Origin of the sequence: Psychrosphaera aestuarii (genome assembly GCF_017948405.1) — a bacterium.
Lineage (GTDB): Bacteria > Pseudomonadota > Gammaproteobacteria > Enterobacterales > Alteromonadaceae > Psychrosphaera > Psychrosphaera aestuarii.
The window spans coordinates 2,006,582-2,023,793 of sequence record NZ_CP072844.1; the positions used below are offsets into that span (position 1 = coordinate 2,006,582).

The 17,212-nt window shown below is 38.0% G+C and carries 16 protein-coding genes and 1 pseudogene; 8 read left to right on the forward strand and 9 right to left on the reverse strand.

Annotated features, from left to right (window positions below; genetic code table 11):
• Positions 1 to 580: 580 nt before the first annotated feature.
• Positions 581 to 1,006: pseudogene (locus tag J9318_RS14160) on the reverse strand (DNA translocase FtsK 4TM domain-containing protein); the annotation flags it as partial.
• 189 nt (positions 1,007 to 1,195) lie between these two features.
• A complete protein-coding gene (gene lrp / locus J9318_RS09110; RefSeq protein WP_210559628.1) occupies positions 1,196 to 1,666 on the reverse strand; it encodes a leucine-responsive transcriptional regulator Lrp in 471 nt (156 codons plus the stop codon).
• 131 nt (positions 1,667 to 1,797) lie between these two features.
• Here lrp and ald point away from each other — a divergent pair, with 131 nt between their 5' ends.
• On the forward strand, positions 1,798 to 2,928 hold the full coding sequence (gene ald / locus J9318_RS09115; RefSeq protein ID WP_210559629.1) for an alanine dehydrogenase: 1,131 nt from the start codon (positions 1,798 to 1,800) through the stop codon (positions 2,926 to 2,928).
• An 89-nt stretch (positions 2,929 to 3,017) separates the two neighbouring features.
• Here ald and J9318_RS09120 read toward each other — a convergent pair whose 3' ends face one another.
• Complete coding sequence (locus J9318_RS09120) at positions 3,018 to 3,845, reverse strand: hypothetical protein (RefSeq protein ID WP_210559630.1); 828 nt, start codon at positions 3,843 to 3,845, stop codon at positions 3,018 to 3,020.
• Between the two features lie 168 nt (positions 3,846 to 4,013).
• On the opposite strand from J9318_RS09120, the gene trxB reads away from it, so the two are divergent.
• The 4 genes from trxB (at position 4,014) to infA (ending at position 6,773) form a co-directional block, all read left to right on the forward strand.
• A complete protein-coding gene (gene trxB, locus J9318_RS09125; protein ID WP_210559631.1) occupies positions 4,014 to 4,964 on the forward strand; it encodes a thioredoxin-disulfide reductase in 951 nt (316 codons plus the stop codon).
• A gap of 49 nt (positions 4,965 to 5,013) precedes the next feature.
• Positions 5,014 to 5,745 carry a leucyl/phenylalanyl-tRNA--protein transferase gene (gene aat, locus J9318_RS09130; protein ID WP_210559632.1) on the forward strand — a complete coding sequence of 244 codons (732 nt, stop codon included), beginning with the start codon at positions 5,014 to 5,016 and terminating at the stop codon, positions 5,743 to 5,745.
• 12 nt (positions 5,746 to 5,757) lie between these two features.
• Positions 5,758 to 6,459, forward strand: a complete 702-nt coding sequence (locus tag J9318_RS09135) for an arginyltransferase (RefSeq protein ID WP_210559633.1) — start codon at positions 5,758 to 5,760, stop codon at positions 6,457 to 6,459.
• Positions 6,460 to 6,554: 95 nt separating this feature from the next.
• Positions 6,555 to 6,773 (forward strand): translation initiation factor IF-1, encoded by a 219-nt coding sequence (infA, locus tag J9318_RS09140; protein ID WP_105053115.1) that lies wholly within the window; start codon positions 6,555 to 6,557, stop codon positions 6,771 to 6,773.
• Positions 6,774 to 6,846: 73 nt separating this feature from the next.
• Here infA and clpA read toward each other — a convergent pair whose 3' ends face one another.
• Both clpA and clpS read right to left on the reverse strand, forming a co-directional pair.
• Entirely contained in the window at positions 6,847 to 9,117 is a 2,271-nt protein-coding gene (gene clpA, locus J9318_RS09145) for an ATP-dependent Clp protease ATP-binding subunit ClpA (RefSeq protein WP_210559634.1), read from the reverse strand.
• Between the two features lie 27 nt (positions 9,118 to 9,144).
• Complete coding sequence (gene clpS / locus J9318_RS09150; RefSeq protein WP_210559635.1) at positions 9,145 to 9,465, reverse strand: ATP-dependent Clp protease adapter ClpS; 321 nt, start codon at positions 9,463 to 9,465, stop codon at positions 9,145 to 9,147.
• A gap of 189 nt (positions 9,466 to 9,654) precedes the next feature.
• On the opposite strand from clpS, the gene cspD reads away from it, so the two are divergent.
• Positions 9,655 to 9,864, forward strand: coding sequence for a cold shock domain-containing protein CspD (gene cspD, locus J9318_RS09155; RefSeq protein WP_210559636.1), 210 nt, complete (start codon positions 9,655 to 9,657; stop codon positions 9,862 to 9,864).
• 50 nt (positions 9,865 to 9,914) lie between these two features.
• Here the strand turns inward: cspD and J9318_RS09160 are convergent, their stop codons facing one another.
• A complete protein-coding gene (locus J9318_RS09160; protein ID WP_210559637.1) occupies positions 9,915 to 10,214 on the reverse strand; it encodes a PilZ domain-containing protein in 300 nt (99 codons plus the stop codon).
• Positions 10,215 to 10,229: 15 nt separating this feature from the next.
• The gene (locus J9318_RS09165; protein WP_210559638.1) at positions 10,230 to 10,601 is read right to left on the reverse strand and encodes a response regulator; all 372 of its coding nucleotides are present in this window, start codon (positions 10,599 to 10,601) and stop codon (positions 10,230 to 10,232) included.
• Between the two features lie 195 nt (positions 10,602 to 10,796).
• On the opposite strand from J9318_RS09165, the gene J9318_RS09170 reads away from it, so the two are divergent.
• The gene (locus J9318_RS09170) at positions 10,797 to 11,552 is read left to right on the forward strand and encodes a TIGR04219 family outer membrane beta-barrel protein (RefSeq protein WP_210559639.1); all 756 of its coding nucleotides are present in this window, start codon (positions 10,797 to 10,799) and stop codon (positions 11,550 to 11,552) included.
• Between the two features lie 134 nt (positions 11,553 to 11,686).
• Here the strand turns inward: J9318_RS09170 and hrpA are convergent, their stop codons facing one another.
• Together hrpA and J9318_RS09180 are read right to left on the reverse strand one after the other, a co-directional pair.
• The gene (hrpA, locus tag J9318_RS09175) at positions 11,687 to 15,721 is read right to left on the reverse strand and encodes an ATP-dependent RNA helicase HrpA (protein WP_210559640.1); all 4,035 of its coding nucleotides are present in this window, start codon (positions 15,719 to 15,721) and stop codon (positions 11,687 to 11,689) included.
• A gap of 142 nt (positions 15,722 to 15,863) precedes the next feature.
• Entirely contained in the window at positions 15,864 to 16,295 is a 432-nt protein-coding gene (locus J9318_RS09180) for a CBS domain-containing protein (RefSeq protein WP_210559641.1), read from the reverse strand.
• A gap of 242 nt (positions 16,296 to 16,537) precedes the next feature.
• On the opposite strand from J9318_RS09180, the gene J9318_RS09185 reads away from it, so the two are divergent.
• The gene (locus J9318_RS09185; protein ID WP_210559642.1) at positions 16,538 to 17,212 is read left to right on the forward strand and encodes a LysE family translocator; all 675 of its coding nucleotides are present in this window, start codon (positions 16,538 to 16,540) and stop codon (positions 17,210 to 17,212) included.

Consider the following 17,212-nt stretch of genomic DNA (forward strand, 5'->3'; position numbering starts at 1 on the left):
CAATACCTTCAATATCATCATCTTGATATTCATTTGAGTGAACAGGCTCGTCACCATACTCAAAAGGCATGTCGTCATCTAAAGATAAATCTCGTTTAGATGTTTTCGATTCCTCTACCGTTCTTTTGGGCTTATCGAATACTTTCTTGAGCATGTTCGGAATATTGCTTGAACTACTGGATAACGTAGATTCTGGAACCGACTCTTTAGTGGTTTCTTTATCCACTGCGGTATTTTGTTTCGGCATTGATTCTGTTGATTGCGTCTGGTTGTGATCTTTTAAATCTACATCATTGGCACTGTCCGACTTGTCATCTACGCTTGAAAAGAAGTTAGCAAGTATTGAGTCGTCTCTTTGTTTGTCGTTATCAACGGGAGACTGATTACTTTCCAGAAGTTCAGGCTCTGATATATCAATTGGATTAGAAGTCGCTACGTGTTTTTTTGTTGATTCTGCGTCAAGGCCTAATATAGAACGGCCGACCAAATACAATTGTATTCCACCAAGCCATGTGTACTTTCCTAACGTATCAACAACTTGCAGCCAAGATATTCCTGTCATTAAGGTAAAACCAATCATAACGGCTACCAAAAACAATAAGGTTGAGCCAGTAAAACCTAATAACGGAGACAGTAAATAGGAAATAACATCGCCAATTATACCGCCTGATGAATAATAATAGACATCATCAAAGTTCATACTGCAAATAGCTGAGAAACCAACGATGAATAACACAAAACCAATGAGTCTTAATCCTAAGGCTAAGTAATCAACTTCGACAAGATCGTGAAACTTTCGGAAAAACAACCAGCCAATTACTGATAGTATGACCGGTATAAAAAACGCTAACCACCCGAAGGTAAATAAGAGAATATCTGACAACCATGCACCAAACGCTCCACCAGCATTTTTGATAAATTCGTAATTACCCGTTTTTGTCCAGCTAGGGTCTGCGGGATCGTATGAGAAAAGAGTAATTAAAATGTAAATGGAGATCGCCCCCATTATAATGAGACCAACCTCTAAAAGGCGCTGAAATCCATTTAAAAAAGACGGTTGTTGATCAGTCAAAATTTACATCTCCAGGCTCTTTGTTATTATTGAAAAGTGTTATCGGACAGAGCTCGTCTAATCTACCAAAGAAATAACCTTTTTTCATCGCGTTTTTCGCTATTAACGTGTTATTTTTCTTGGCTAAATGTATATTGGAACGGGTCTATTTGCCTTTACCTCTTCCATTACCACATAAGTTCTTGATGCACTTACGCTTGGCAATTTTAGTAAAGTGTCTCCTAACAACTTTCTGTACGAAGACATATTTTTTACTCGGGTCTTCAATAAATAGTCAAAACTACCGGAGACTAAATGGCATTCTAAGATCTCATCTAAGGACTTTACCGCTTTCGAAAAGTCGCTAAATACATCTTGAGCTGTTTTTTCTAGTGTGATTTCAACAAAAACCAGCAGTGTTGCACCGACTGCTTCTGCATTTAATATCGCTTGGTAACCTTCTATAACCCCTGAGCGCTCTAAGCGTCTCACTCGTTCTAAACAAGGCGTTGGACTCAGTCCAATGATCTTGCTTAACTCTATATTTGAAATCCTACCGTTCTTTTGTAGTTCTACTAAAATCTTCTTATCTATTCGATCAAGTGCGCTTGTCATATCAACCCCTTTTTAAACAGGATAATATCCTGTATTTTTAAATAATACAGTTATTAATTTTGCAAATCCCACAATATAATGTCGCGAAATTTTGATAGATAAGCTATCTACTAATATAAAAGGTAAATAAGATGATTGTAGGTGTTCCTAAAGAGATTAAAAATCACGAGTACCGCGTAGGCTTAACTCCAGCGGCCGCAAAAGAATTTGTTGCTCATGGTCATAAAGTAATTATCGAAACGAATGCCGGTGCATCAATCGGCTTTTATAATGAAGACTACGTTGCTGCTGGTGCTTCTATTATTGACTCCGCAGAAGAAATATTTGCTACCGCAGATATGATCGTTAAGGTAAAAGAGCCTCAACCAAACGAATGTAAAATGTTACGCGAAGGTCAAACTTTATACACCTACTTACATTTAGCCCCAGATCCTCTACAGACTGAATTACTTGTAGCCTCAGGTGCTACCTGTATAGCCTATGAAACTGTTACCGATAACTTCGGTGGTTTACCGTTATTAGCCCCAATGAGTGAAGTAGCCGGCCGTATGTCAATTCAAGCTGGCGCACACCATTTAGAAAAAGCCCAAGGTGGCAGTGGCACTTTATTAGGCGGCGTACCTGGTGTTGCACCTGCTAAAGTTGTTGTTGTTGGTGGTGGTGTAGTTGGTACAAACGCTGCAAAGATGGCCGTTGGTATGGGAGCTGACGTAACAATTCTAGACCGCTCTTTACCTCGCTTACGTCAGTTAGACGATATTTTCCGTGGCACGGTAAAAACAGTATATTCTACGGTTGATGCATTAGATTATTACACAGCCAAAGCAGACTTAGTCGTTGGCGCTGTATTAATCCCTGGCGCGGCGGCTCCTAAGTTAATTACGAAAGAACATATCAAAAATATGAAACCGGGCTCAGTTCTTGTGGATGTTGCAATTGACCAAGGCGGATGTTTTGAAACTTCAAGAGCAACGACTCATCAAGACCCAACATATATTATTGATGATGTGGTTCATTATTGTGTTGCTAATATGCCTGGTGGCGTAGCTCGTACATCAACAATGGCTTTAAACAACGCAACATTACCATTTGGACTTGCATTAGCAAACAAGGGTCCTGTTAAAGCTATGTTAGAAGATAAGCATTTGTTGGCTGGATTAAACGTACACAAAGGTAAAGTTACTTACAAAGCGGTAGTTGATGCTTTAGGTGAGCAACTAAACCTAGAATATATGGACGCTGTTCAAGCGCTATCGTTATAAACTGATTGATAGTAATCATGTAGGTTATATCGTTTTCAATACACCTTGAAAACGAACTTCACAAAAAAGGTCAGCGAATGCTGACCTTTTTACTTTGTATAAACTGTGTGATCTAATAGTTCATACTTTTGTCGTAATTGGATAACAAATTCCTTATTGGCTTCAAGAAATGCATCAAATTCTTTAATCACTTGAGGGTACTTAATTGAAGATAACTGATAGGCATACACTTCATACTTAAAGTTCTTGTTAATTGATATTGTCGGTTGGTTTAATTTTTTAAGATAATAATTGACAACGTTGGGCTCTAAATTAATAGCGTCTAACTGCCCTCTTATTAATTGCTGAATCAACATCATTGTAGATGATGATTCATACAAGGTTACTTTACCCTCGGAGATGTCATCTAACCAAAGCGTAGGAAAAAAACCGAGTAACGTCCCAAGTACCTTCACACTGCTTCGATCGCTTAACTCTGAGTCAACCGTTATTGTCCCTGCTACAAGATCAATGACGGGCTTACTGTAGGCCAGCTTGTTTTCCGCTAACCTTGACACTATTTCAGTTTCATTCCAACGAGCGTTATCAGGGAACTTTAAATCAATATCTTTTTCAAATAACCACATACCAAATCGTTTAACGGGCATTGGATAGTAGATAAATTTATAGCCATACTCGGCAGCAAATGCGTCAAATAACTCGGTTGTAAATGTTGGCTGTTCATTAAGAAAATCAAAAAGAGGAAAGTAAGCAACATCTTCAACGCCTATAACAAGTTCTTTTACTTCTTTTTTCCGAAGAACTTCTGAATTAGTCGTTTCGTTTTCATTATTAAATTGAATGTGGCCAGAAGCATTAGGGCTGACAAATACTATTGCAAATAATAAAGCAACAGCTAATACTATTTGTCGTTCCATACCTCTCTCCGTATTCATGTTGTTTGTCTAACACTAAACCATGAATGATTAAATTTACATCAGTTTAGGGCCTTTTTATAATTTTTTGTATTTAAATTCCCATTTAGGCTTGATGTCATATAAAATTTGCCCCATTACGATACTATAAATTATTTTTGGAGTTACTTCATGAGCGCAGTACAGCATCACAACTTAATCATCCTAGGCTCAGGACCAGCTGGCTACACAGCCGCGGTTTATGCAGCAAGAGCAAACTTAAAACCAGTATTAATTACCGGTTTACAACAAGGTGGCCAACTAACGACAACCACAGAAGTAGAAAATTGGCCTGGTGATGCAAACGATTTAACCGGTCCTGTTTTAATGGAACGAATGAGAGAGCATGCAGAAAAGTTTGAAACTCAAATACTGTTTGACCATATTAATGAAGTGGATTTTTCTAAAAAACCATACACTTTAAAAGGTGATTCAGAAACTTATACCTGCGATGCATTAATTATATGTACAGGAGCCTCGGCACAATACTTAGGCTTAGAGTCAGAACAAGCATTTATGGGCCGCGGTGTTTCAGCTTGTGCAACATGCGACGGGTTCTTTTATCGTAATCAAAAAGTTGCTGTTGTTGGTGGTGGTAATACAGCTGTAGAAGAAGCTCTATATTTATCTAACATAGCTTCAGAAGTACACTTAGTGCACCGTCGTGATACATTTAGAGCGGAGAAAATTCTAGTTAACCGTCTAATGGATAAAGTAGCTAACGGTAACATTGTATTACATACGGATCGTACTCTAGACGAAGTATTGGGCGATGACATGGGCGTAACAGGTGTCCGTCTAGAAGATACGAAGTCTGGCGAAAAAGAAGAACTTGCAGTAATGGGTGTGTTTATCGCTATCGGTCATAAACCTAACACTGGCATGTTTGAAGGTAAACTAGAGATGAACAATGGTTACATCAAAATCAATAGTGGCTTAGAAGGCAACGCAACACAAACTAGTGTTGAAGGCGTTTTCGCTGCTGGTGACGTATGCGATCATATTTATCGTCAAGCTATAACTTCAGCTGGTACAGGTTGTATGGCTGCTTTAGACGCTGAGCGTTACTTAGACGCACAGTAAAAGCTAAAAAGGGCAGATTACCTGCCCTTTACTTTTCGTTAACGAGTCTATGTCTAAATCTCTCACCTACCTAACAGATGACACACAATGGTTTCCTTGTGTGAAAAATGCGTTAGACGAGCCTAGCGGTTTGCTCGCTGTGGGTGGTGATCTCTCGGTAGAACGCGTTTCTTATGCTTATCAGCATGGAATTTTCCCTTGGTACAGTGAGGGTGAGCCGCTTCTTTGGTGGTCTCCTGATCCTCGTGCAGTAATCGACCCAAACGCTATCCGAATTAATAAATCATTAAAGAAATTTTTAAAACGGTGTGATTATAAAGTTACCGTTAATCAATGTTTTGAAGATGTTATTACAATGTGCTCTCAACCTAGAGTTGATGACGGTACATGGATATTCCCCGAAATGATTAAAGCCTATACCGATTTACACTATGCGGGTTACGCGCACTCAATCGAAATTTGGCAATCATCGAATAATCAACAAATCTTAATTGGTGGATTATACGGCGTATTGGTAGGCAGTTGTTTTTGTGGGGAGTCAATGTTTTCGTTACAGCCTAATGCATCAAAAGTTGCACTTTTGTCGCTTGGCGAGCTTATTTCTCCATTTGAAAACGCTTTAATAGATTGCCAAATTGCAAATCCATATCTAATGAGTATGGGAGCTAAAACGGTATCTCGCGAGTGGTTTATTAATAGGCTAGAAAAGGCTAAGGAGAGCACAATTCCACTCTCTGTTTTTAATGCAACCGTTCTTTCGCCTGCTTGTTTGAATAAGTGATAATTGTTTTAAATGCCAAATATTAAACTCGCCGTCTCACAGCCCTTCTCTTGTAGTTATTTGCAAGGAAAAGAAGAAAGGCTGCTTTTTTATTGTGATGACATGCCGATGTCAGCCGATCTATATAGCCTCCTGCAGGCAAACGGATTTAGACGTTCAGAAGATATGGTATACAAACCTCATTGTGACGACTGCAAACAATGTCAATCAATTAGAATCCCTGTTGCCCAGTTTAACCCATCTAAAAGTCAGAAAAGAGTGTTAAACAAATGCCGTCAATTTGATGTGAAGATATCAACAGCAATATCCGACAATTATTATGAGCTATTTGAGAAATACATAAATACTCGCCACGATGATGGTACAATGTACCCAGCAGAGCCTTCTCAATTAGATAGCTTTGCAAAGTGCCAATGGTTATTACCCTATTTTATAGAGGTATATGACAATAACAGTTTAATTGCTGTTGGAATTGGTGATAAAACGGCCGATGCGTTATCTGCGGTGTACACTTTTTTTGACCCCGAATATGACAAATACTCTTTAGGGACATTTATGGTGTTAAAGCAACTTGAATTTGCATCGACTATGAATAAACAATGGCTATATTTAGGCTATTACATCCAAGCGTGCGCTAAGATGAACTACAAAACAAACTTCAAACCTTTTCAAGTGTTACATGACACAATTTGGGTTGAAGTGAAAAGCTTTTAATTAATTGTGATATTACCTTTACTTTACTAAGCTTTTTGGGCAAAATCTGCGCTTATTTTTATACGCTTAACGAAATCCCAGAGGTTATACGCTTAATGGCGAAAGAAGACGTTATTGAAATGCAAGGCACTATCTTAGATACCTTGCCTAATACTATGTTCCGTGTTGAATTAGAAAATGGTCACGTTGTGACAGCACACATTTCCGGAAAGATGCGTAAGCACTACATTCGAATTTTAACGGGTGATAAAGTCACAGTCGAGATGACTCCTTACGATTTGTCGAAGGGTCGTATCACATTCCGTGCTCGTTAATTAACAAAGTTTAATTACGATTAGATAATAAAAAACCGAGTAAAACTCGGTTTTTTTGTTTCATAAAAAGCAACTAATTAGATTCCGCAGCGACTTTCGATTTGCTGGTGAATTTAAATGATAACTCTTTTTCATTTACTTCAATTTCTACTTTGCCGCCTTCTGCTAACTCACCAAACAAAACTTCATTAGCTAACGGTTTTCTAAGTTTATCTTGAATTAGTCTAGACATAGGACGAGCACCCATATCTTTATCATAGCCGTTCTCAGCAAACCACAATCTTGCTTCGTCAGATACAAACAACTCCACCTGCTTTGCATCTAATTGTGACTGAAGCTCCACAATAAATTTATCAACAACTCGCTCGATCACCTTTTTATCTAAATGATTAAACCAAACGATGTCGTCTAAACGGTTTCTAAACTCTGGAGAAAACACCCTATTAATCTCAACCATCGCATCGGTGCTATTATCTTGTTGAGCAAAACCAATTGATTTTCTTGTCGTTTCTTGAACGCCGGCATTTGTAGTCATAACTAAAATAACGTTTCTAAAATCTGCCTTACGGCCGTTATTGTCTGTCAAAGTACCATGATCCATAACTTGTAATAGGATATTGAACACATCAGGGTGAGCTTTTTCTATTTCATCTAGTAGAACAACACAGTGCGGATGTTTTAACACCGAATCCGTGAGCAAGCCACCTTGATCAAAGCCAACATAACCCGGAGGCGCACCTATCAAACGACTTACTGCATGTGGTTCCATGTATTCCGACATATCAAATCTAACTAATTCTATGCCTAATACTTTCCCTAACTGTTTAGTCACTTCTGTTTTACCAACGCCCGTTGGGCCAGCAAACAAAAAGCTACCTACAGGTTTATTCTCATTTCCTAAGCCTGCTCGCGATAACCTAATTGCAGCGGTAAGAGCGTCTACCGCCTTGTCTTGGCCAAAAACAGCCAACTTGAGGTCTCTATCAACATTCTTTAATACATCTTTATCTGATTGCGATACAGACTTTTCAGGGATCCGAGCTATTTTTGCAATAATTTGCTCTATGGCAGAAACATTAATTTGTTTTTTACGCTTTGATTTAGGTAAAACTTTTTGATTAGCACCAGCTTCATCAATAACATCAATTGCTTTGTCGGGTAAATGACGCTCATTGATGTATCTCGCAGACAGTTCAGCTGCAGAACGAAGCGCGGCGTTGGTATATTTTACACCATGATGCTTTTCGTATTTGTCTTTTAAACCAATTAAGATCTTAGTTGTGTCTTCAACACTTGGCTCTACAACATCAATTTTTTGGAAACGGCGAACTAACGCCTTATCTTTTTCAAATATATTCCGATATTCTCCATAGGTTGTTGAACCCATGCAGCGTAACTTGCCGGCTGATAATAACGGTTTAAGCAAATTAGAGGCATCCATAACACCACCAGACGCAGCGCCGGCTCCTATAATTGTATGAATCTCATCAATAAAAAGTATGGCATGCTCTTTTGCTTGCAACTGTTTCAACAAACCTTTGAGACGTTTTTCAAAATCACCACGGTACTTAGTTCCCGCTAATAACGCACCCATATCTAATGAATATACCGTAGCGTCAGCAAGCACGTCAGGAACTTGTCCATTAACAATTTGATATGCGAGACCTTCTGCTATTGCAGTTTTACCTACACCGGCTTCACCAATTAGTAATGGGTTATTCTTTTTACGACGACATAAAATTTGCGCACAACGCTCTAACTCTTCGTCTCTTCCAATAAGCGGATCAATGCCACCAGTCTTCGCCAACTCATTCAAGTTAGTGCACAAGTTATCTAAACTGCTCTCAGAATCTGCACTGTTTTCTTCACCAGAATCTGCTTCGTCAGAGTCCGAGTCGTCACCGTCTTTATCAACACCATGAGAAATGAAATTAACAATATCTAGACGGCTAATATCAAAACTTTTTAGAACATAAACAGCGTGTGATTCTTGTTCACTAAATATCGCGACTAAAACATTCGCCCCGGAGACTTCTTGCTGTCCTGATGACTGAACGTGGAATACCGCTCTTTGCAATACTCTTTGGAAACCAAGTGTAGGCTGGGTGTCTAAATCTTCTTTGTCCGCTTCTTCTGGTAAATAGGGTGTAGTCTGGGCAATGAACTCGGTCAGTTCAACGCGAATTTTATCTAGGTCAGCCGAACATGCTTCTAAGGCGACTTTAGCATCTTGATTATCAAGTAATGCTATTAACAGGTGTTCTACCGTCATAAATTCATGGCGATTTATTTTAGCGTACCGAAATGCATCGTTTAACGTTACTTCTAATGCTTTATTTAACATATTAACCTACTTAATTTATGTAAACGGCTACTCTTGCTCCATCGTACACAACAATGGATGCTGACTCGCTCGTGAGTATTGATTGACTTGAGCAACCTTAGTTTCGGCAATTTCTGCTGAATATGTACCAACCACAGCTTTCCCTTCTTTGTGAACTCGAAACATAATGTGGTTCGCTCGCTCTAAATCCATAGCGAAAAACTTAAGTAAAACTTCTACTACAAAGTCCATGGGGGTGTAATCGTCATTATTCAAGATCACTTTATACATAGGTGGTCTTTTAAGTTTAGACTTAGATGCTTCCTTTGCTAAGCCGGTTCCCTGATCATTGTTGCTTAAATTTGGCATATGCCTCTGAAGCTCCATAAAATTTGTTGATTTATCTAGTATATATAAAAACTTTTATAACATTTAACAATTCGTACTTGTAAAAAATGAATTAATTGACTAATTTATCTACAGTCATTAATTAAGTATGAGTCACTCTCTCATATAATGATTAATAACTGGTTTAATTCTAAATAAGGAAGTAGAAGTATGGCAGTCGGAAAAGTGAAATGGTTCAACAACGCTAAAGGTTTCGGATTTATTCGTGAAGATGGCAAAGAAGAAGACATATTTGCTCATTTTTCAACAATAACTATGGACGGTTATAAAACGCTAAAAGCAGGCCAAGAGGTTGAGTTTGAGCTAAGTGAAGGACCCAAGGGTCTTCATGCAACCAACATAAAGCTTGATGAAAAATAACGAATACATATAGATTCCCTGAAAGGCGTTCTTTCGGGGATTTTTCCGTTCTATAGCTGTTCGTTTATTTCAACACCTACAGTGTAAACACCTGACTCTTCAAGTGTACAACGTACTACTGTGGCAGATGCCTGTAATGCAGGAAGGTCACTGTTTGTACCGTCAACTCTGCACATTATTTGCGTGCCCGGTTCTATATGCTCATCTGTTTCTATAGCCAGACCTGTTGCGCTCAAATCCCTACAGACTGCATCAATTTTTCGTCCCGCATCCGCGTCTGAAATTTCCACTTCTATACTTGTATTTACCATCATTCGAAAAAAGTTACGGTTATCGTCATATCGAATCATGCAGCCCCCTATTCCTTATGTAAGTTTTGCAAATTTTATCAATTTTTCTTTTAACTCAGCGATTTCAAATGGTTTAGTCACATAATCGTCACAGCCACTAGCAAAAGCTTCACTTTTATCCTGACTATTTTCTAATCCGGACAACATTATTATTGGTATAGCCTTTGTTTCAGGCGTATTTTTAACTAGTTTGCAAGTATCGTAGCCATCTAACCCTGGCATACAAACATCAAGCAGAAGCACATCTGGCTTGTCAGAGACAATCTTAGATAGAGCCTCTTGACCAGATTTAGCATACGATATATTAAAAGAGTCACCTAAAGTAATATTCAACATTTCAAAGTTGAAATATTCATCATCGACCAGTAAAACATTTATTTTATGCATTTGAAATCCGAAAACACCTTAATAAATTAAAAACACCAGCCAAACTTACGGGTCACTATTATTCTGCTCCCAAAATAACAATTATCAAGAAAAAATCTAGTTATAAGTTAATATTAATTAATCTAACAATTGACTTTGCTATGACTAAGCATTGAAAATAGAGATACGACAACCTGTCATAATTTAGGAATGAAAATGAAAAAAACAATTATCGCATTAGGATTAGCATTTGCGTCTGCAAGTGCAAGTGCAGCTCCTTTAGTGGACGTTTGGGCTGGAGCGTATGCATGGAATACAACCTATGAAGGCCTTGTCTCTGCAAATCCGAACAGTTTAGATCTACAAGACGATTTAAATTTAGAAGACTCCACAAATAACGTAATTTGGGCTGCATTTGAGCATCCAATCCCGGTTATTCCTAATATCCAGATAAAACAAACCACTCTCGACACTACAGGTTTTGCTCAATTTGATAATAACTACCGTTTTGGTGGCGACACGACAGGAAATGGTCGTTTAGATGTAGTGACTGACCTTTCACACACCGATTATACTTTGTACTGGGGTTTACCTTTACCAGTCGTAACGGTTGACTTCGGTTTAAACGTTCGTAAATTCGATGGTTTTGTAAACATTGGAAATGCGACGGCTGAACTTGATAGCCCAGTGCCTATGTTATTCGCACGTGTTGGAGCTGAATTACCATTTACTGGACTGGCGATAATGGGTGAAGCTAATTATGTAGGTTACGGTGATACAGACCATACAGACTTTCAAATTGTATTACGTTACACCTTGCCTATGATTCCAGTACTTGACGTTAACTTAGAGGCTGGCTATCGCTCGTTTCAGTTAAATATAGACCCTACTGACTTTGATGGTGATGAAGACGACCTAATGGCTGACATTGATATGTCTGGCGCATTTGTTGGCTTGTCTTTGCATTTCTAACTTAAAGTCTCAGTGTTGAGATAAACTGATATTTATTACTGATAAATATCAGTAATAAATATCAGTAATAAAAAAGGAAGCATGCGCTTCCTTTTTTTTGCGATATATTTTGTTAAATCGTTATGAAATTAAAGTTAGAGCGATTGTTGTACGTCCTTGATAGCTTGTTTAATTCGCTTAGACGATATAGGAAACTTTGTACCTAGTGATTGAGCAAATAGGGAAACTTTAAACTCTTCAATCATCCAGTAAATATCCTCAACGTCGCTAGGAATTGGAAACCCTTTCGGTAATTTTTTGACAAGATTGTCGTAGCCTTCATAGATTTTATCCAGTTCTATCTGCGCTTGCCGGTCTTTGACAACATCTACCTTAAGCTTTGCCTGTCTTATCTCTAATGCTTTAATATAACGTAGTAAGTCTTCTAATTTATCAACACCGGACTCACTAACAAAATCTTTATAAATTAGTGATTCTAAGTGTGCTTTTATATATGCGTTCGCCTGTATCATATCCAGTGACACTTTTCCTTTTAAGCTTTTTGCAATCTGATGACCGACATAAAGTATTTTCTCGACTTTTTGCGTTACTTCAAAAACCTTCTCGTTTAACGAAGCCCCCAGTTCTTGTTGCAAGTGGAAAAATTCAGCTTCATTCCTCGGTAAGCGCCCTGCTACTTCTTTTTCTAATGCAGCTTTTACGCAGTCTTTAATTAAAGCTTCGATTTGACCGAATGGATTAAAGTAAAGGACAAGCTTAGATTTGTTAGGTAGCTTTTTTTGCAAATGTTTGATTGGCGATGGCAAAGTTTTGATTAACAAAGCTACAACGCCCTTTAGATGCTCATGTTCTGCTTTTTGTTGGTTATCTAATAGCTCAACATTTATTTTATTATCGCGAACAACCAGCGCCGGAAAAGCCTTAATCTTAAAGCTAGCCTGCTCTTTTACATAACTAGTTGGTAACTCACCAAACGTCCAGTCATCAACATCTTTTTGTTCAATATCATCATCAACCGCTTGTTTTAATGTTTCTTTAACTTTGCCTTGCAGCTTATTCTGTAATTCAAGTAAATCAAAACCTTGCGCAACAATATTTCCTTTGTCGCCTACGACTCTAAAATTCACCTTTAGATAACTATCGATTGAATCCCATTGCCATTGCTCTTTTTCTATTTTTACACCCGTCATTCTAAATAACGCCAGTGATAATACTTCAACTAACGGCTCATCTATTGATACACTTTTTTCTTCAAACCGTTGTAGTACTGCTTTAGCAAAATTAGGGGCTGGGACAAAATTTCGTCGTAATGTCTTTGGTAGTGATTTAATAAGTGCAACAATTAAGTCGTATCGGTATGGCTCTATATTCCAATCAAAGCCTTTATAATGAACTTGGTTTAAAAGTGCCAATGGTATTCTTATTGAAACGCCGTCCGCGTAGTCTTGCCCTGGTTCAAAGTCATATTCAATTGGCAACGTTAACGTATCCTGGCGCCAAAAATCAGGAAAGTTTTTAACCGTTGATTCTGAAGATTCTACTAACGCAAAATCCTTAAACTCAGCCACCAACAACTCAGAATTATTTACCTTAATCCATTTTAAAAGTGCGGCCCTGTTATTAATGTCAACAGGGAGTCTATCTTTATAAAACTCAACTAACTCAGGTTCATCTTTTAACACATCACGGCGACGAGTTTTATTTTCTATCTCTTTGATGCTTTCAATTAACGCTTGGTTTTTAGACAGGAATGATGTTTGACTTCCTAACTCACCATAAACTAATGCGTTTTGTATAAAGATATGCTGGCTTTGCTCTACATCAATCTTAGAAAAGTTAACTCGCTTTCGAGCGACTATTATTAACCCAAATAAAGTTTGTGTTTCATAGGCCATTACGGCCCCTTGCTTTTTATCCCAATAAGGCTCCGCATAACTTCTTGATACTAAATGTTGTGCAAGCGGTGATATCCAGTCAGAATCAATTTTGGCTGCGTACCTAGCGTAAAGCTTTGATGTTTCTACTAGTTCCGCAGCCATTACCCATTTAGGTGTATTTTTAAAAAGGTTTGAACCCGGAAATATATGAAAATTGCTATTTCTCGCGCCTTGGTATCCTAACGCTTTTGGCTTTTTGTCGCCTGACTTCTTATCTTCTCTAACAATTTTTTGGCCAATATGACTTAGCAAACCTGACAATATAGCTATATGAATTTCTTGATAATTTCTATCAACTGTTGGATTGTCAATAAACTCTTCGGCGAGTTCTTGTGTGTTAGATTTCGACATTTTTACGTTTGTCTTAATTCCGAGTTCGGCAAGCGTTGATTCAATTTGAAACACTAAATCTTGCCATTCACGAACTCGCAAATAACTAATAAATTCAGTTTTACAGCGCTTTCTAAACTGTGACCGCGATTCATTATTTTGCTGGGCTATTAAGTAATCCCATAAATTTAAAAATGAAATAAAGTCTGAATCTTTGTCTTTAAATCTCGCATGACTTTCATCTGATTTTTGTTTGAACTCTGATGGTCTCTCTCTGGGATCTTGAATACTTAACGCTGTGGCGATAATAACCACCTCATGCAGAACGTTGGTAGATTGGGACGAAAGTACCATTGTCGCTAAACGTGGATCGAGAGGCACTCGACTTAATTGATGTCCAATTTTTGTTAATTGACTAATGGACTGATTACGACTTTTATTACGTGAGCGTTTCGCTAACTTATTTTTAGACTGTGATATTGCACCTAGCTCTTCTAACAAGCGCATACCATCGGAGATAAAGCGGCTATCAGGCTTTTGTATAAATGGGAAAGATTCAATTTCGCCCAAATCTAAAGATAACATTTGTAAAATGACAGACGCTAAATTTGTACGAAGTATTTCTGGGGCTGTAAATTCCGGACGAGAATTAAAATCTTCCTCGCTATAGAGTCTTATACAAATTCCAGGCTCTGTACGTCCACAACGGCCCTTTCTTTGGTTTGCACTGGCTTGTGATATGGGCTCTATAGGCAAACGTTGTACTTTTGTCTTGTAGCTATAACGAGAAATTCTAGCCGTACCTGTATCAATTACATATTTAATACCAGGTACGGTTAATGACGTTTCGGCAACGTTAGTCGCTAACACTATACGTCGCTGGGAATGTTGAGCAAATATACGGTTTTGTTCTGCTGCAGAAAGCCTAGCAAATAAAGGAAGCACTTCGGTATTACGGAATTTACGCTTAACGAGAGCATCTGCTGTATCGCGAATTTCACGCTCACCATTCATGAATAGTAAGATGTCTCCAGGCTCTTCATGATCTAGTTCCTCAATTGCGGCAAAAATACCATTTATTTGGTCACTGTCTTGGTATTGCTCTGCTACAACATTGTCTATTGAGACGTCTTCAAGAGGCCGGTATCTGACCTCAACGGGATATGTACGCCCACTTACCGATATAATTGGCGCATCAAAAAAGTGTTTACTAAAGCTTTCTGGATCTATTGTTGCGGAAGTAATAATAACTTTTAGGTCTGGTCGTTTAGGTAACAACTCTTTCAGTAAACCTAAAATAAAATCGATGTTTAAGCTTCGTTCATGCGCTTCATCTATGATCAAGGTATCATATTGATTAAGGTATCTATCATGCTGAAGTTCAGCAAGCAAAACACCATCCGTCATTAACTTAATATAGCTATGTTCTGAAACTTGGTCATTGAATCTAACTTTATAACCAACGGCTTGACCAAGTTCACTTTGTAATTCCTCAGACAAGCGATTAGCTACACTGCGAGCGGCCAATCGTCTTGGTTGAGTGTGCCCGATTTTAGCTTCAATACCTCTTCCTAGTTCTAAGCACATTTTAGGTATCTGAGTCGTTTTACCTGAACCAGTTTCACCAGCAATAATAACAACTTGATTAGATTCAATTGCGTCTTTAATTTCTTGTTGTTTTTGACTTACAGGTAGTAGCTCTGGATATTCAATTGCTGGTTTATTCGCAATTTTTTTGGCTTTTAAGGCTTTGGACTTTTCAGCGGCTAATTCAATTGACGACAATAGTTTAGCACGTTTATTTTCATCGCTAATTTTAGTTAACGATCGAAGCCGAGACTTCAATTTAAAGAAGTCTTGACGTAAAACACCGTCGATAATTGAGTAATTGATTGATTGCACTACGAGCCTAAAATATCTAAATTTACAAATGTTAGTGAGATTCTAACATTGATATTGGCTCGCAAAAAGCAATAAGAGTGGCAGTCTCAAAGGCTTATGCTAAGTCGTTAAACATTACTCTGCCCTATAACGTTGTGTAGGGCTATACGAAATGTGAGCCTTTTTCATATATCGAATGTAAATGTTTATCTAATGCACTTAGTACTAGAGTCCGCGTTAAGCTTCCTACTAAATGGCCATCGTCATCTACAACAGGGTACACTCTTGGTTTGGAGACTAGCATATCCTCAGCGACAGCTAGAATACTGTCATAAGGCTTAACTAACATTGTTTCAGTAGACATTACCTCTGACACACACTTTGATGCTTCGCCACTGTGATATGTAGAAGATAACATAGCTTTTAAACAATCTTGTTCCGATAAAAAACCGATAACTCGCTTTTCATCATTAACAACTGCACCACCAGAGCTTTTTGATTCCAGCAGTTTTTCTACTGCTTCAACCACCGTTTCGGTGCCTTTAAAGTGTATAGGACGACTATTCATGTGATCTTTAACTTTAACTGATTCCATATTAAACCCTTATTTTATGTTGCTTCTATAATGCTAGAACTTTTTCTGAAAATTGCCTTGTTTTTCTGATACTTTTACGAAAATTTAGTCTCGCAAAGCAGTTAGTAAGATTTTTGCCATTGTTAGTGATCGACATTTCCAGAAATCGTTATTTGAAAGTCAATTAATTGTTAAAACTAAGTTAAACATATCTATATAACCTTTAAGAACTATGGGAAAATGAAAACTGAAACGGAGTAAAAATGAATATTGTAGATTGGTTTTCTTTGGCGATTGTTTGCTTGTTAGGTGCTGCGACCCCCGGCCCGAGCCTAGCAATAATTTTAGGACATACTTTTACAAGCAATAAAACGGCTGGTCGCTGCGCTAGTGTTGCGCATGCGTTTGCTATTTTATTGTATGCGTTTGCTACTGTTTTTGGATTGGCTAAACTTTTTAACGAATTTCCGATAGTAGCTACTTCAATTGTATACGCTGGGGCAGCTTACTTGTTATATTTAGCGGTGAACATATTGAAGGCCGCAAGTACGTTAACTACAGATGAAATAGCGACTTTAAACACCAAGGTTTTAGACAATAATGTTCAAGCAACCGTCGAAAACGAGGTTAGTCTTAATACTTATGTAAAAGCTAGTCGAGAGGCTTTTCTAATCGGTTTTTTAAACCCTAAATTAGCGTTTTTCTTTCTCGCGTTGTTTTCTCAGTTTGTACCAGTGGATGCGGTTGGTCTAGATTTAGCTCTGATTTTATTAGGTACAGTGTTTTTTATTGATATGCTCTGGTACTTATTGGTGGTGGAACTGGCCGATAGAAGCCGAAGTAAACTATCTGTGAACAATAAAACTAAAGTTATATTGCTCCGTACACAAGCAATCATTTTCTTATTAATAGCCGTCAATAGTATTTTTTGGCGTTAA

What these genes read in the sequence shown, in the direction of transcription:
- J9318_RS09120 (WP_210559630.1), bottom strand. Translation starts at nt 3,845, where the DNA reads ATGGAACGACAAATAGTATTAGCTGTTGCTTTATTATTTGCAATAGTA.
- clpA (WP_210559634.1), bottom strand. Translation starts at nt 9,117, where the DNA reads ATGTTAAATAAAGCATTAGAAGTAACGTTAAACGATGCATTTCGGTAC.
- J9318_RS09185 (WP_210559642.1), top strand. Translation starts at nt 16,538, where the DNA reads ATGAATATTGTAGATTGGTTTTCTTTGGCGATTGTTTGCTTGTTAGGT.
- J9318_RS09170 (WP_210559639.1), top strand. Translation starts at nt 10,797, where the DNA reads ATGAAAAAAACAATTATCGCATTAGGATTAGCATTTGCGTCTGCAAGT.
- lrp (WP_210559628.1), bottom strand. Translation starts at nt 1,666, where the DNA reads ATGACAAGCGCACTTGATCGAATAGATAAGAAGATTTTAGTAGAACTA.
- clpS (WP_210559635.1), bottom strand. Translation starts at nt 9,465, where the DNA reads ATGCCAAATTTAAGCAACAATGATCAGGGAACCGGCTTAGCAAAGGAA.
- cspD (WP_210559636.1), top strand. Translation starts at nt 9,655, where the DNA reads ATGGCAGTCGGAAAAGTGAAATGGTTCAACAACGCTAAAGGTTTCGGA.
- trxB (WP_210559631.1), top strand. Translation starts at nt 4,014, where the DNA reads ATGAGCGCAGTACAGCATCACAACTTAATCATCCTAGGCTCAGGACCA.
- J9318_RS09135 (WP_210559633.1), top strand. Translation starts at nt 5,758, where the DNA reads ATGCCAAATATTAAACTCGCCGTCTCACAGCCCTTCTCTTGTAGTTAT.
- ald (WP_210559629.1), top strand. Translation starts at nt 1,798, where the DNA reads ATGATTGTAGGTGTTCCTAAAGAGATTAAAAATCACGAGTACCGCGTA.
- aat (WP_210559632.1), top strand. Translation starts at nt 5,014, where the DNA reads ATGTCTAAATCTCTCACCTACCTAACAGATGACACACAATGGTTTCCT.
- J9318_RS09165 (WP_210559638.1), bottom strand. Translation starts at nt 10,601, where the DNA reads ATGCATAAAATAAATGTTTTACTGGTCGATGATGAATATTTCAACTTT.
- infA (WP_105053115.1), top strand. Translation starts at nt 6,555, where the DNA reads ATGGCGAAAGAAGACGTTATTGAAATGCAAGGCACTATCTTAGATACC.
- J9318_RS09160 (WP_210559637.1), bottom strand. Translation starts at nt 10,214, where the DNA reads ATGATTCGATATGACGATAACCGTAACTTTTTTCGAATGATGGTAAAT.
- J9318_RS09180 (WP_210559641.1), bottom strand. Translation starts at nt 16,295, where the DNA reads ATGGAATCAGTTAAAGTTAAAGATCACATGAATAGTCGTCCTATACAC.